The organism is Desulfobacter sp. (assembly GCA_028768525.1).
In the GTDB taxonomy this organism is placed as follows: Bacteria; Desulfobacterota; Desulfobacteria; order Desulfobacterales; family Desulfobacteraceae; genus Desulfobacter.
Genome location: CP054837.1, coordinates 987,079 through 1,000,934, shown reverse-complemented (window position 1 = coordinate 1,000,934; position 13,856 = coordinate 987,079). Strand labels below are relative to the sequence as shown.

The 13,856-nt window shown below is 42.6% G+C and carries 18 protein-coding genes; 2 read left to right on the top strand and 16 right to left on the bottom strand.

All coding sequences use genetic code 11. The features are described from left to right. Positions 1–90: 90 nt before the first annotated feature. Entirely contained in the window at positions 91–366 is a 276-nt protein-coding gene (locus tag HUN04_04530; GenBank protein ID WDP89034.1) for an integration host factor subunit beta, read from the top strand. A 148-nt stretch (positions 367–514) separates the two neighbouring features. Here the strand turns inward: HUN04_04530 and HUN04_04525 are convergent, their stop codons facing one another. Together HUN04_04525 and HUN04_04520 are read right to left on the bottom strand one after the other, a co-directional pair. Next, complete coding sequence (locus tag HUN04_04525; protein WDP89033.1) at positions 515–886, bottom strand: hypothetical protein; 372 nt, start codon at positions 884–886, stop codon at positions 515–517. Positions 887–1,367: 481 nt separating this feature from the next. Beyond that, positions 1,368–1,931, bottom strand: a complete 564-nt coding sequence (locus HUN04_04520; protein ID WDP89032.1) for a hypothetical protein — start codon at positions 1,929–1,931, stop codon at positions 1,368–1,370. Positions 1,932–2,323: 392 nt separating this feature from the next. Between HUN04_04520 and HUN04_04515 the strand changes: the two genes are divergently transcribed. Continuing rightward, the gene (locus HUN04_04515) at positions 2,324–2,929 is read left to right on the top strand and encodes a hypothetical protein (protein WDP93160.1); all 606 of its coding nucleotides are present in this window, start codon (positions 2,324–2,326) and stop codon (positions 2,927–2,929) included. 401 nt (positions 2,930–3,330) lie between these two features. On the opposite strand, the gene HUN04_04510 is transcribed toward HUN04_04515, so the two are convergent. The 14 genes from HUN04_04510 to HUN04_04445 all read right to left on the bottom strand — a co-directional run bounded on the left by HUN04_04510 (position 3,331) and on the right by HUN04_04445 (position 13,405). After that, positions 3,331–4,278, bottom strand: coding sequence for a hypothetical protein (locus HUN04_04510; protein WDP89031.1), 948 nt, complete (start codon positions 4,276–4,278; stop codon positions 3,331–3,333). 11 nt (positions 4,279–4,289) lie between these two features. Next, positions 4,290–4,607, bottom strand: coding sequence for a hypothetical protein (locus HUN04_04505; protein WDP89030.1), 318 nt, complete (start codon positions 4,605–4,607; stop codon positions 4,290–4,292). Positions 4,608–5,164: 557 nt separating this feature from the next. Then, positions 5,165–5,431, bottom strand: a complete 267-nt coding sequence (locus HUN04_04500; GenBank protein ID WDP89029.1) for a MerR family transcriptional regulator — start codon at positions 5,429–5,431, stop codon at positions 5,165–5,167. 128 nt (positions 5,432–5,559) lie between these two features. Next, positions 5,560–5,703, bottom strand: a complete 144-nt coding sequence (locus HUN04_04495) for a hypothetical protein (GenBank protein WDP89028.1) — start codon at positions 5,701–5,703, stop codon at positions 5,560–5,562. A 10-nt stretch (positions 5,704–5,713) separates the two neighbouring features. Next, the gene (locus HUN04_04490; protein WDP93159.1) at positions 5,714–6,097 is read right to left on the bottom strand and encodes a hypothetical protein; all 384 of its coding nucleotides are present in this window, start codon (positions 6,095–6,097) and stop codon (positions 5,714–5,716) included. Further along, the gene (locus HUN04_04485; protein WDP89027.1) at positions 6,090–6,278 is read right to left on the bottom strand and encodes a hypothetical protein; all 189 of its coding nucleotides are present in this window, start codon (positions 6,276–6,278) and stop codon (positions 6,090–6,092) included. The genes HUN04_04490 and HUN04_04485 overlap by 8 nt, the downstream gene beginning before the upstream one ends. A gap of 69 nt (positions 6,279–6,347) precedes the next feature. After that, on the bottom strand, positions 6,348–7,298 hold the full coding sequence (locus tag HUN04_04480; protein WDP89026.1) for a DUF932 domain-containing protein: 951 nt from the start codon (positions 7,296–7,298) through the stop codon (positions 6,348–6,350). Between the two features lie 56 nt (positions 7,299–7,354). Further along, positions 7,355–7,543, bottom strand: coding sequence for a hypothetical protein (locus tag HUN04_04475; GenBank protein WDP89025.1), 189 nt, complete (start codon positions 7,541–7,543; stop codon positions 7,355–7,357). 79 nt (positions 7,544–7,622) lie between these two features. Beyond that, entirely contained in the window at positions 7,623–7,994 is a 372-nt protein-coding gene (locus HUN04_04470; GenBank protein ID WDP89024.1) for a hypothetical protein, read from the bottom strand. A gap of 94 nt (positions 7,995–8,088) precedes the next feature. After that, positions 8,089–8,436: a hypothetical protein gene (locus HUN04_04465; GenBank protein ID WDP93158.1), complete on the bottom strand. Its 348-nt coding sequence runs from the start codon at positions 8,434–8,436 to the stop codon at positions 8,089–8,091. After that, positions 8,429–8,758, bottom strand: coding sequence for a DUF2958 domain-containing protein (locus HUN04_04460; protein WDP89023.1), 330 nt, complete (start codon positions 8,756–8,758; stop codon positions 8,429–8,431). Before HUN04_04460 ends, HUN04_04465 begins: the two co-directional genes overlap by 8 nt. Positions 8,759–8,787: 29 nt before the next feature. After that, a complete protein-coding gene (locus tag HUN04_04455) occupies positions 8,788–9,645 on the bottom strand; it encodes a hypothetical protein (protein ID WDP89022.1) in 858 nt (285 codons plus the stop codon). Positions 9,646–10,171: 526 nt separating this feature from the next. Continuing rightward, positions 10,172–10,966, bottom strand: a complete 795-nt coding sequence (locus HUN04_04450) for a transporter substrate-binding domain-containing protein (protein ID WDP89021.1) — start codon at positions 10,964–10,966, stop codon at positions 10,172–10,174. A gap of 291 nt (positions 10,967–11,257) precedes the next feature. After that, entirely contained in the window at positions 11,258–13,405 is a 2,148-nt protein-coding gene (locus HUN04_04445) for a HAMP domain-containing protein (GenBank protein WDP89020.1), read from the bottom strand. Between the last annotated feature and the right edge of the window lie 451 nt (positions 13,406–13,856).

The window sequence follows — 13,856 nt, the reverse complement described above, 5'->3', positions numbered from 1 at the left end:
GTATGATTTAGTTAAGGCAGGACTTCGGTTCTGCCTTAACTTTTGGTTGAAACCTTGACTTGATGAATCGTAGGAAGTACATAACCGGCTATGAATAAATCGGAACTGACGCAAACAATAATGACCCGCTGTAAATTATCAAAAGTCGACGCTCAGCAGATCATGAAGATATTCTTTGACGGAATATCCCAGGCTCTAATTGACGGTGAAAGAGTTGAAATCAGGGGACTGTTTTCTTTTTATAACAAGGAATACGCTGGTTACACTGGCAGGAATCCCAAAACAGGAAAGAAGGTTCAGGTGCCTGCCAAGAAGCTTCCCTTTTTCAAGCCCGGTAAGGATTTGAAAGAACGGGTGGATTATTAAGATAAGCTTCCAAACAGAATCTACCGGTTATGATAAGACCATCCTATCAGACCTTCAGGGGGCCTGGGCAAACTTTCGTCAATCAGTCGCTGATAATCCTGGCTTCCCTGGCTGGGAGAAGGTGCTCTTTCATACCGATGAGGGTCTTTCATGAACAAAGGAATTCTATCGCATCGTTTGGTTCAGTGAAAACTCGATATTTAAATGGAAGCACATTGCTCATTTTAACGAACATCTCTGCCATAGCTGATGTCAGTGTGCCAGGTACTACCAGAGCTGATTTGTCTGCGAAGTTTTTTGTTCCCGGTTTGTATAATTTCAACACTCCAGCTATTTCGTTCAAATCACTTATGGTAAGCCCCATACTGGCGTTTGTGAAATCCCAGTAAGAGTGTTTGTCTGTATACTCTGGATGGTTCATCAACTGGGATATTGCTGAAATGAGGGTGGCTTTTTCGATAACACCGGAAACTTTGATTTTGATATATTTATCATGGGGCGAATCTAATTCGAAAGCCATGCTAAACCTCTTTATTTATTTTGTCCGATATTATCAAAATATTTCACCCGTGCCTCCGTATTTTGACGTCCAAATATAATTGAAATTAAATGTAAAAGCCATTTTTTTATGTAAAAAAGTATAAAGTCTTTCTACGAGAAAAGAGCTTCAATGTATGAGGTATCGATATTAGGCTGGAAACTGCCCCATATTATTGACTTTGCTTGCTGCTTTCTCTAACATTTCCACTCATGGAATCAGCGACGGAAATAAGACTGGTCTTTCTGGAACTCTGTCTCAGTTGTGGTTGGGATTATGAAGAAGCCAAAGCAGATTGCGTTCGACATCTTGACAGGCCAGAATATTTTGACCCCTTTTTCGATGTTGAATTTTTCTGGTTGCCTGAGGCTGCTCAACAAGAGCGAATGAGGATTTTGATAGAGGTGTTCTTGTCATAATCGTCTGATCGATTCCCCCCTCCTAAAGCCAATTGAATTTGCAATTAGAGCCAACCCATCTCTTTTTTCATCGTCTTGTATTGGGACTTAAAGTATTTGGTAAGATGAGGGTGCTGGTTCAGTAATGATTTTACAAACCGATGGTATTTATCGTTGGCTGCATTGTAATCCTCTAAGCGCCGGTTGACCATTACCAGGTATCGGTCGTAATTCCTGCGGTGGGAGGCGCTACCCTCTTTTAACCGGATGTAGTGGGTTGTTGAATAATCAAGCCAGTTATCCATGGCCGATAAATAGTTTTTTACACTGTTTCGTTTTTTTGTCAGGTCATCATTAAAGAGCCCAACTATATCAATGTAGTGGTTTAGCTTCTCCTGCTTCAGCTTATTGGAGTTTTTGACAATGTAAACACGGTAATCCCGAACATCTTCATCGGCTTGACTTAATTTTTTTTGAACTTCCCTGATTGAGCTTTGAGCGGATTTCAATCTGTCTGTGGTATTGAGGCGTTTGAAGTGTGAAATTTTTTCCAGAGCTTGTTCAAGGGCGATGGCAGATTTTTCCATCTTCCCCAGGTGATGGGCTGCTATTCGTTCGGTTTTACTCATTTGACGCTGTTCTGAGCAGCCAGATAAAAAAGCAAAAGAAACCAGAAGAACTGTCGCATACAATAAGAGTCGAGACCGATGGTTGAATCTATATTTGTCAGGGCACATACAACACCTTGCTTTTGATTTGATTATATTTTTAATAAAATATGCTAAACATATACTGCTGAGGCCTATGTGTAAATAGTTAGAATTGAATAAATTCTGAAATAGGGGCGAGTATGTAATTTCATGATATCCGCACTATGAGCACAGTATGATAACGTTTTACGACCTCCGTTAAATTTGTCTTGAATCCAGTATTTTGTAAAACTCGATATTTTCATTGACTGCCCAGTGCCAAATGCCATAACTTCCTAAAATCTGTTTAATCGTCATAGGAGATGCTCGTGTTGCCCACAAATTACGTCCTGATTGATTTGGAAAATGTTCAACCGAAAAATCTGGAAGTACTGTCCCAACACTCGTTCAAGATTATTGTTTTTGTAGGGGAAAACCAAACCAAGCTGCCTTTTGACTTGGTTGCTGGTGTTCAGGAATTCGGTAACGATGCCAAGTACATTAAAATTGCCGGGAACGGTAAAAATGCCCTGGATTTTCATGTTGCTTATTACATTGGCAAACTGGCAGCAGAAGAGCCCGATGCCTATTTTCATATTATCTCCAAGGATACCGGTTTTGACCCCCTGATTAAGCATTTGCGGGCGAATAGGGTGAAAGCACACAGGGAAACGGACCTGGCTGAGATACCCGTTTTAAGGATTTCTAACGCAACAAGCAAGGATGAGACTATCAACGCCATCGTTAAAAATCTTGCTGGTAGAGGGCAGTCCAGGCCGCGCAAGGTCAAGACCCTAATCAACACCATCAACTCTTTGTTCACGGAAAAATTGAATGATAAAGAAATGATGGCTCTGCTTCAAAGCCTGCGGGACCGGAAGTATATCGTGGTAAACGACACCAAGGTTTCGTACCAACTCCCGAAGCAGGTGGCGTAATCATCCGATCCAGCCAGTGCCCCAGAATCAGCATAACTGCCCCAGGACGAGAACCGGCTCAACCATCCATCCCTGTGTCAGGTTAAAGGCTCTCATCGGATCTGGTGCTTACGACGGTACTGGGATTTTTAATACCCCGAGAAAACTGATGGAATTTGTACCTTCGGAATACTTACGCAATGAATGGTTTTTAAGATATCTGTGCGTCAGTGTTTTTTCAGTTTCAATCAAAGCAGCCTATCTTATTCACAATAATCTTCTTTAGATTCATCTTCTTTAAAAATTCATCTACTTATACATACTAATTTTTGGACGCTTTTTTGCTAAATCGTCCATTTTTTGAACACTCATCGGTCAAATTATGAACGCTTATTTTTAAACCGGTCAATTTTTGGACTCTTTTACGCATGACCTTCTTTACCAGGCATCATGAAAATGATTTCACGGTAGTAGGTTTCATCCGGTTTACCGGTAGATGGATTCAGTTTCCATTCACCGAGTATGAAAACGCTTTGCCCTTGTTTTTTACCTTTAGGTTTGAGATTTTCAACTCGTACAATACCAGCATCGACAAAAGAGTTGATATATTTAATGACTGTGGATTTTGCCATGCCACAATGTTTTGCAATTTGACTGTAAGTGGTGCAGTAAACGAGATACCCGCGGTCATAGTATTTTTCCTTGATAGGATACTCTTTGGTATCCTTCCATTGCCCACGAGCGATATTAGACCAGAGCCATTCGTAAACCGTGCCTGGCCCTTTGAATAATTCTCTGTATTTTTCATTTCGTACCATGCCCCTGCGGGTTTTCAAAAAGTATGTGTCACCTTGAGATGATTTCTGAGGAATGCTTTCATAATCTATTTTAGGTTCCTCTTTTTTAAGCGTTGATGTCGGTTTCTCTTTTTCAATAATTCTAAGGCCTGGGTTAAATCCAGGAATATCCGACTTCCCCCTTCTTTTGCTTCTGTCATCCACCATTTTTTTCATCCGATGATAAAGCTCAGGGGAAACATGATTTTCATTTCGCTCACACCCAGGCAATAAGCTTTCTTTTTGCTCTTTTTTTAGCTGGGCCAAAATGTCTTTACCGTAAAACCTTTCGACATGCCCAACGGTCATAACTTTTCCAAAGCCAGGGTCGTAGATTTCCTCATACTCGCCTATTTTGAAATGCTGCCGGTCCTGAATATCCATCCCACCCATGATAGTAGATGCACTTTGTCTTTTATCAGCTAAAATTTTCCGTATTTCATCTGGGCTTTTTCCTTCTTTGTTTAATCTCATGTATTCAACCATGTCTCCAAGCTCAATATCCGCAGGTATTTCATTTCGATTCAAATCCATAGCAGTCTCCTTTAATTCTTTTCAGTTATTCTTACGGTCAGGCCCACAGTATTATGAACAGGGCTACTATTCACGGATACGAATTCTGCCACAAGGTTCTGGCCACCATCCATTATCGGTGAAATTACCCGTGCGTGCTCTTTCGGAACATAACCGAAATTGATAGTGCCAAGGCCAACACGAATCGCATTGGGGTCGAATGGATTTTCCGGCTCCCGAATCAAATCGTATTCATCTATTCCCATCATTGTGGGGTTGGCGTAGTTTTTAATGTTTTCCTGGCAATCCCCATGAGATACACCCGCCAGTCTTACTTTCAGTGGCAACATAGTTTTGCCCTCCTGTAATTTAATGTTCATAAAAATCAGGCATTAGGCTGATATAAGTCGCCTGTTGAATGTGAACCTTGCACATTGCCTGGGGCAGGCATTAAACCTGCTAACTTTTGAGCACGGTGGTGCTCTGGGATACTCCGGTTGTCGGGGATGTATCTTTTATGGATAGCGCCTGATGAATAAATCACGCATAATAACGCATAAAGTAAGCATAAATATGCCTTTGTCAAGACCCTATGTGTAAGTATGCGATTTGGGTTTATGTCTAAATAACGCTTAAATATGGCCTCACAGGGGCTATATTGGATAACCTGCCCCGCGAACGGAGCAGGCATCCTGATTTTACATTTTACCGTTGCCCAGGATATGGCGGAAACGACTTGGGCAGTTCTGGTGCCTGTATCTCTGCCATCTGTTTCAAAGACAAGTCCAGTTTGTAGAGATTGTAAGCAAGCACGCTGATTACGCAATTATTTAAGCGCTTGTCATACAACATACAAGCATGGGTCACGCACTCAGACTGTGAAAATGGGCACTGGTGGTTTTCCATGTTATTCATTGTTTGGCTCCTCCTTTCCCAGTTCTATTTCCTCATAAGCCTTACTGGCCGCGATACGCAATAGAAAGCCCTGGTTTTTGTACTTGGTGAAAATCTTGATTTGTCTGATGTGTTCTGGAGTGAATCTTCGATAGCAAATACTTCCGCACCTGATTTTGATTGGCTCTCGAATATAACCCTTCGCCTCGTACTCCCGTAATTGCTTTTGACTCAGTCCGGTTTCGGCACTGGCATCTGAAATTGACAATGAATCCTTCATAATTGTGTCCTCCTATTGTTAGTAAATGGGGAAAAATTATTAACCCCCTTACTTTATAAGGGTTACATTAATACCAGGGAGGGGATGTGATGCTCAGATAGGGAAAGGTTGGATTAGAAGGGGTTTGGTTAAATTGAATCGTCGTTAGGCTCTTGGTCGGCCTCGTACTCGGCTTCAATGCGACGACGTTCCAGTTCATCTTCGGCCAGTTCCTCGCTGAGGCCCCCGAGAACACCTATTTCGAACCAGTCTGGAAAAATATCCTCGAACATGAACACCTCCTTAAAATGGAATGCCATTAGCATCAGGGGAATGGGCTGGCTCATCATCTACTGGCAGGAACACTGCATTGTCACGGAGCATAGCCCTAAATCGCCTCGGGATTGAGCCCTGATGCCAGAGATTGTTGGTATTAGTGATGCGGCCATCAAAAAATTGAATCTTGAATCTCCTCCCACCGCTTCCCCGAATAATTCCATCGGTTTCGGCATAGGCCATATAATGCTGGCCGTTGACGATGACCTGATGGGATTTCATATAATTGGGATAGTCATCCTTCACAAGCCAGAAACTGCAATCATAGCAATTATTCCGCAGATACACTTCAGAGGCCAGGTGCCGGGTATAAGATTTACCGCAGCTCTCGCAGGTATAAGTTTTAGCCATTTTCATTACCTCCCTGATTCAGTCCGTATTTAATTTTGATTGCCTCTTTACATTTGGAACAGATTGCATGCGAAACTACGGGAACCCCTTTTTCCTTTAATGCCAACGCAAATTTTGTTTCCTTTCCTTCTTTGGTTCCCATGTGCTGACCGCACCAACTGCATTTGATTTCATAAACCATTTGTTCCTCCTTGAATTAGGAAATGAAAAGCCCTGCAATACTGACAATCACAGGGCTACTTAATTGAATTTAGGACTTGACCAGGGAGAGAATTTGCCCCCCAGCTTTCTCGTATTTGTATACATCCGACGTGCTTAATCCATCTGCTTTGGCTGCGGCGGTGAATGCATTGATAATATGGAAAAGAGTATCCCCAGGTTCCTGCTCAAAAGATTTCTTGACGATATCAGCATCATTTTGAGAAAGGCCAAAACGCCTGCTGAATGTATCAATTGAAGCAATGGGGTGCTCAACATGAGACTGGCGGGATAATTTGAATTCCTCTTGATTCTGAATTGACCCGTCAATGACTCCAGACAGTGTTTCAGGGAAATTCTCCAATCCCCGGTTGCTGATGTGCTTGAATTTAGATACCTTCTGGGCAACAGAAATCAGGCCATTGGTGCAAATGAGCCGATAGAAGAACGCCTCAATGCTGAATGCAATCAAGCCGACCTCGCTGTTCGTAAATGCTATACCGGGAATAATTTCATCCAGTGGGCCGTGACCGGAATTAACACCGAAAGCACGTTCAAACTCTGGGATTTTCAGCAGGAACATCCCATGGTCCAAAGAGAACTGAACCTGCATATGAGGCTTAAACCCCTGTTCAAGTAGCTGTGCCAGGATTTCCATATTATCCAAGGGCTGGTATCTTTCGGTGAAAACGGCTCGCAGTGTGCCACCGTCAAACCGACAAAAGAATGTGTCCCGGCGCTGGCGCTCCTGCTCAATCCAGTAATTCAGATTGCGAGCCTGTAAATCTTCAGGGCACCGGGACAGATATGAATACGGCACTCGCAGGCGATTGGAAAAAAGGCGCTGGGCGGTAGGGGCAACATCAATTTGCTTGCCGGAAACCCACATTTTCCTCAGGCTATCGAACTCCATCTCATGCACTGGCATAACCTCATCGAAATGGTTGATGGACTCCTGATGAACAGTGTTGATTACGTTTTCGAGGGTTGTGGTATTGGTCATGGAAATTCTCCTTGTTTTAGATGATTTGATTTAATTTTTATGAGGTGAGCGGATGGTTAATACCCGCAAAGGGAACAGATAATTACGGGCTCTTTATCGTTGCGGATGGTAAGGTCATTCCCGAGAAAATGACCGAAGGTGACATGGTGTCCACAATCGAGTCGAAACTTCCTCCCTTTCAGACTGCGGATAATTTTCTTGAGCTCTTCCACGTCTTGATATGCTTCTTTTTGTTGTTTGGTCATGGATGCCTCCAAAATAGAAAAAGCCACCAAAGGGCTGATGCCCCCTGATGGCTTCTGGATTGATTTTATGATTGAAGTTTCAGGTGTAGATGACCCGGCACCGATCGAATGAAATTTCCCACGGTCCCAGTTCATTGCTGGAAGAAAATCCGGTGCTGACCCAGAGTCCGCCCTTGAAAACTTTAGGATGATGGCGCTGGTCAAAGTCGATGAACAGGTTCGCAATGTACCGCCACATGTGCCGTCCTACGACCGGATGCCCCTCCAATCGTTCTATCCGCTCCCAGTTGGGAAAAATCATCTTGTAAAGGCCGATAAGTGCCGCCTGCTGGTGTTCTGCCTGTTCAAATATCTGCTGGAGTTGGTGCTGAAGTTTTTCCTTGCTGGTAATGCCTTGATTGCTCATGTGTTTTTGACACTCACGTTCGAATGATTTTGTTGTGGTTTCCATTGTGTTCCTCCTTGATTTTAGGCATAAAAAAAAGACCTTAACTGGAATACCCAGCAAGGCCTCTAATGCTTGATTTATGGGTCGTTTAATTGGATTAAATGATGTGCCTACGCAACCGTCTGATGATTGTGTACGGGGCTAAATCATCGCGTCTCAACGTTTCTTTGACCTGTTGCTCATCCAGAAATATTTCACCGGTTTTATCGGGTCCCTCAAATACCTCCAGGCCAACATATCCGTGTCTGTGGTTGCGGGACAGGACATACGTTTCCGGTCCTTCTCGATAAACATCCACGGTATCGCCATACCCTGCTGACAGTTTGTGGGTGTATTTGCCGGAGCGGTCTCTGTAGGTGATTTCAAGACAATGATGATGACGTTTGGCATGAAGCATCTCCCAGAAATTTTCTTTGGCGACGGTATAGCTGTGAACCCTACGCATAACGCCGCCCTTTCTGGATAAGTTCAACCTCCTTGGCAGACCTGGGCATCCAATGAACATCATATTCAACCTGGAACATGCCCAGGATATTTATGGATTTCAGCTCTTCCAGGCCTACATAACCCCACTCTGCCATTTCCATATCTCCATTTAGGATACAGAAGCCGAACATCAAATCTACCTGGTCAAATTCTGTGATGAACCAGTGGGAATCCCTGAGGAAAAAGTGAGCATGGATGACCTTATCCTCGATTGGAACATGCTCCGTGGAATACAGGGTTGGAATGGTTGCCAGTTGTGATGCTGATGGTGTGTAAATCATGAAAAATATCCTTATGTTGTGGCTGGTTTTCAGCCGTTGATATGCTGGATTAACTGATGGGCCTCTATACGGCTCAAATCCTTCATTGATTTGCTGAAATGCTCTTGAACCAGACGTTCCAGGCTTTCTGTCGTTAATCCTTTACGTCCGGCAAGCCGTATAATCAGGCTCTTTTGCTTTTCGGTGATTGGTTTGGCATCGGTGTAGGTAGAATGATGACAAGGCTCCCCACTGGGAAGGTTGTAAGAATGAACGCCGTCATAGGGAAGGTTGTTCCTGGCAGTATGCCGATTTGTTTTGATGAAAATACCTGTAAGGCCCGCCACTCGTATGGTTGCGTCAATCATTGCTGATTTCTGAGCCATCTTGATGGAGGTGTTCAAGTTCCACCCATCCTGGCGTATGTGCCTTGCACCGGAGCCCTCTGCCACCACAGTCCCGTTGTGCGTCTTCAGCTCGCATTTCAGAAGTACCTGGGTAATCTCTTGTTTATGTAGGCAAGCCATTTCCCATTGATAGAGGTTCGGAAAGTGCGCCGTCAGTCCCATAACGCCCAGTATCTTTTCGGCACCGGCCTTGAACAGTGTCAGCCCTGAATAATGACCGAAATCCCGGCACTGGTGAGCGATGCCCGCCCTGGCATAAGAGCAGTCTTCAGCAATGTGTATCCGGCCATAATGGACATCTGGTTCAAGATTCTTCCTTATCCATTGAATGAGCTTGCGATGGTTCTCCTCCCGCCGTTTCAATGAACTCTCGAACGTTGCTGACGGCATATCCAGAGGGGATGTTGGGAAGGTTGAAATGCTTCCGGTTTCGGCCTGGCTCTTGCCATCTGGTGGCCGGGTGAACTGCTTAATGATGCTGGTGTCGCTAATGGACTTCATGATGACCTCCTTGGTTAAAATGTGAAAGGGTCTGCCCTGGATGGACAAGCCCTCGTTGTTGTTATGGTGGTGGATGGATTCTCCGCGCTGATTCACAGGACCAGGGGGAGGGGGATGGATGCTTACTTTGCTGGGTTGGGTTGGGGTACTTCGGGTGGGGATGCTGGGTGTTGTGCTGATCGGTTAAAGCCTGAAATGCCTATGGATAAAGGGGTACCCCTATAATATACCAGATGGGTAAAGGACCTCACTCATAGATAATGGGAGGTAGAGCCCCAATTTTTTTGAATTTTTAAGTTTTCGACTATGATGCTACGGGAAGATTTTGGTTGGTAGCTTTTGCCCTTTAATGCTCGAGAAGGGTTCAAGATAATATGGTGGGGCGGCAATGGCAAAGGGCGACCATGATACTGCAAGTTGGCTATAAATGAATTAAATGTACACCTCAACAGGAAGGCTCAGCCTCAGGATGTAGTGGTTGGGTGGACATTTGAGTTCTCATATCATTTGTATATAAATTTTGCCCCTATGGTCGAAAGTCCAAAACCCCTTTATCAAAACGGTAATTAATTCCATATTGTTTAAATACCTTCTCCCACTTTACCACTATGCTTTGGAAGGTTCCATCTTCTTTCATCTGATCAGCAGCTATACGCCATTTCCTTATTATCTCCATAGACGTTTGACTGGGCATCATTATATATACTTCTGAAGAATGAGTGTCTAACATTACTCTGAGTTCTGTTTTAGGTATTTTTAATTTATTTAATAGAATAGATACTCCTTGTGGTTCGTAAAAGAATAATTGTATTCTATTTTTTAAGAGCATTTTTAGTGCAAGTTCATGGGTCGATACTTCAACAATGTTTTTAAAATCCCGTTGTTTTAGATAGTTCTCTCGAATATCTCCCCGTACTACACCGATTCCTTTAACCTTTTTTGCATCCTCAAGATTACTAATTTCAAAATCAGCATTGTTTTTAGAATACAGTATCCATGACTTACGAAAGAGAAGCGTAATCCAATGATACTTAGTTTCTCGCGATGGTGTTTTTGAAAAGCCTATTAACACCTTATTCTCACATTCTTTTTTGCATAAAAGAGCTCGAATCTCGGGAACAATTCTTATTTTATCAAAATTATTAATACGCCGCTGAATTTCGTGAACAATATCAATTGAAAATCCCTCAGGTTCACCATGGTCGTTTAAAAAACTACTGGGAGGCTCATCAACTGCAAAAATTGTCAATTTTTCCGCATAGGTATTCGTATTTAAAATAAATGCAAACAAAAAAAATGTTAACAGGGATAATTTTTTCAACGCTCATCCTCCTGTGGAATTCCATAAGCTTTTTTAATTTGAAAAACACCTTTTTTGTATGAACATTGGAATTTGCCCTAATTCGCTGACCCTACCATATACACTGCAGTAACGTTTGAAAATTTGTGTCAGCAATCAATTTATTGGAAATTAAACTTACTTTGCACCATATCGCAAATCCACCGATTTGAAAAATAGATGTAAAATTTTTCCTTTAAAGAATAAGGCCCAACCGCAATCTTGTGGTGGGCCTTAAATCCAAACCGATATCCGCAAATGAACCCTATCAGGTTACACTTTAAACCGGCCAACCATTTCATCAAGTTTGGAAGCAAGTTTCGAAAGGTCTTCAGCACTCAGTTTGACCTGACTGCTCCTTTCTGCAATTTCTCTTGATGACTCATTCACACCAGTAATATCCTGTGAAATTTCCGCTGAAACAGCTGAACTCTGGTTAACATTTGAGTTGACTTCTTCAATACCGGTGGATGCCTGGTTAATATTCTGGGCGATTTCACTTGTTGCTGAGGATTGTTCCTCAACTGCCGTGGCAATTGTAGAAACAATATCGTTTACATCTGTAATTACTTCGGAAATTTCTTCAATACTGTTTAGAGAGCTTGCTGAGCTTTGCTGAATATCCTCAATCCTGTTTTTGATATCCAGAGATGCCTCGGATGTTTGCTTAGCAAGATCTTTGATTTCGTTTGCAACAACAGCAAACCCCTTACCGGCTTCTCCTGCTCTTGCAGCTTCAATGGTTGCATTTAAAGAGAGAAGGTTTACCTGTTCCGATATATCGGTAATCGTCTCTACCACCTTACCGATGGCGTTGGCAGATCCGCTTAATCCGTCCATGATGGTTCTGGATTCATCTGCCTTAGACACGGCATTCAAAGTTACGCTTCGTGCTTTTTCTGCATTCCCGGCTATTTCGTTTATGGTTGAATTCATCTCTTCGGCAGCACTGGCAACAGTATTCAGGTTAATACTGGATTCTTCCATTGCCGCTGCCACAGAACTCATGTTTGAGTTCATTTCCTCTGATGCGGCGGCAACGGCATCTGCCCGCTGTGATGTTTGATCTGAACTGTTTGACATGTCATCAGCAATTGAAGCCATCTCTGTTGATGATGATGAAAGGGTTTCCACACCCTGTTTTATATCTGTTATCATTTGGTGTAGTTTTTCAATAAATTTATTAAAACTTTCTGACAACAGACCGACCTCATCTTTGGTTGAGACTGTCAAGCGAGTGGTCAAATCCCCTTCTCCTTCTGAAATATCTCTAAGGCCGTCAGCCGCATTATTTATTGGTTTGACTAGGGCCCCGACCACAACAGCAGATACAGCTACAAGAACCAATAAAACTGCAATGAAGAATATGATGGATACCTTTATCATTGAAGATACCGTATCTTTAGATTCTTTGGCCAGCCGGTTAACCTTTTCAGCTTCCTTCTGTGCTAACGAAATATAACTCTGCGACAACTCATCACTTTGAGTCCCAATGGTATCTATAACGTCACGAGTTTCACCGAACTTGCCCAAAGAAGCAGTTTCAACTTTGGACAACATGGTGCGGTTTTTCATTAAAGTGCCGCTAAGCTTAATGGCTTCACGACTGGCAGTTTTCCAGGTTTCATAAAACCCTTTAAACTGATTGTATTTATCCATCATTGCCTTATCATATTCTGCGGAAGCCTCCTCCATCCGTTCGCTAACCTGTTCAATGTTTTCTGCGTTATCGGAGTCATAAGAATCAAGGGCTTTTAAATCCTCCGCAATCATTGCCCGTATTCTTGCCTCCATCGCCTGGTAGGCATCCCGATCCGCGTTGACCACAAAATTAACCGCTGTTGCGTAGTTCAGATTGTTTTCAGGGGAAGAGGCTATTTTCGCTTCAAACATCTCTGTGATATCATTCATCAATGTTCGCATTGACGAAAATGCTTTTTCGGCAGTCTTTATAACTTCCTCACGGCTACGATAGGTTTCACTGTATTCATGGCACAGAGCAATCGTTTTTCGACTCAATTCCTGCCATTGGGGAAACAATTTTTGGAATTTATCATAGGTGTTAAGCATTTCTTTGCTAAAGGTTGCTGAAGCGCTTTTAATCCGGTCATGAACCTGCTGGATATTTTCCAGATTACCTGCATCCGCTTTGTTTATACCCTCGGCATCGTGTGTCCCTTTTGCCTCTAATTGGGCAACATATGCCTGATAAGCATCTCTATCTGCATTTAGAGTAAGAGAAACATTTTTCCCTGAGTCCTGCAATTTGGGAATCATACCATTCACTTTTCCAAAAGCAGACACAATCTTATCTGAACTATCAGCTACCGATGATATAACCCAAAAGGCACCTCCACCAATAATCAACATTGTTAGAATTGACAACGCCATCAACATTCCGATTTTCAATTTAATTCCCATGGGCTCTCCTTGAATTTTTGTTTTCTATATACCGGTCTTCAAAACCATATAATACCTTATGTATTCTGGAGACATCGCATGACTAAATTTTAGGTCGGATTACTTATAGGGCATTTAGATTCAATTTGAATCTAATATAAGCATTAAACTACATGATATTCTTTTTTTCTACAAGCGATAAACATTCTGAAAATAACCCCTTAGAAGCTAAAAGTATCCAAAATGCCTAATTTATAGCCTCGACCACCCTTTCTTTTCAGTACCCTTATTCACATATACAGACAATTCTTTATAGGGTGCCTTTTTTATCCAGATTCCCTGTCATTAAAGCAGAAACCAAACATTGTTTTTTACCATCGATTATGGCTGAGCCAGATAAAGCAGACCAAATGCCCTCCCCTTGGGCATCCATTTTAACCATAACAAACAGGAGTAGAACCAATGCTAAAGC

Coding starts and splice junctions, on each gene's coding strand:
- HUN04_04455 (WDP89022.1), bottom strand. CDS start 9,645: ATGAAGTCCATTAGCGACACCAGCATCATTAAGCAGTTCACCCGGCCA.
- HUN04_04505 (WDP89030.1), bottom strand. CDS start 4,607: ATGTTGCCACTGAAAGTAAGACTGGCGGGTGTATCTCATGGGGATTGC.
- HUN04_04520 (WDP89032.1), bottom strand. CDS start 1,931: ATGAGTAAAACCGAACGAATAGCAGCCCATCACCTGGGGAAGATGGAA.
- HUN04_04530 (WDP89034.1), top strand. CDS start 91: ATGAATAAATCGGAACTGACGCAAACAATAATGACCCGCTGTAAATTA.
- HUN04_04465 (WDP93158.1), bottom strand. CDS start 8,436: ATGCGTAGGGTTCACAGCTATACCGTCGCCAAAGAAAATTTCTGGGAG.
- HUN04_04490 (WDP93159.1), bottom strand. CDS start 6,097: ATGGCTAAAACTTATACCTGCGAGAGCTGCGGTAAATCTTATACCCGG.
- HUN04_04480 (WDP89026.1), bottom strand. CDS start 7,298: ATGACCAATACCACAACCCTCGAAAACGTAATCAACACTGTTCATCAG.
- HUN04_04445 (WDP89020.1), bottom strand. CDS start 13,405: ATGGGAATTAAATTGAAAATCGGAATGTTGATGGCGTTGTCAATTCTA.
- HUN04_04485 (WDP89027.1), bottom strand. CDS start 6,278: ATGGTTTATGAAATCAAATGCAGTTGGTGCGGTCAGCACATGGGAACC.
- HUN04_04500 (WDP89029.1), bottom strand. CDS start 5,431: ATGAAGGATTCATTGTCAATTTCAGATGCCAGTGCCGAAACCGGACTG.
- HUN04_04495 (WDP89028.1), bottom strand. CDS start 5,703: ATGTTCGAGGATATTTTTCCAGACTGGTTCGAAATAGGTGTTCTCGGG.
- HUN04_04460 (WDP89023.1), bottom strand. CDS start 8,758: ATGATTTACACACCATCAGCATCACAACTGGCAACCATTCCAACCCTG.
- HUN04_04525 (WDP89033.1), bottom strand. CDS start 886: ATGGCTTTCGAATTAGATTCGCCCCATGATAAATATATCAAAATCAAA.
- HUN04_04475 (WDP89025.1), bottom strand. CDS start 7,543: ATGACCAAACAACAAAAAGAAGCATATCAAGACGTGGAAGAGCTCAAG.
- HUN04_04510 (WDP89031.1), bottom strand. CDS start 4,278: ATGGATTTGAATCGAAATGAAATACCTGCGGATATTGAGCTTGGAGAC.
- HUN04_04470 (WDP89024.1), bottom strand. CDS start 7,994: ATGGAAACCACAACAAAATCATTCGAACGTGAGTGTCAAAAACACATG.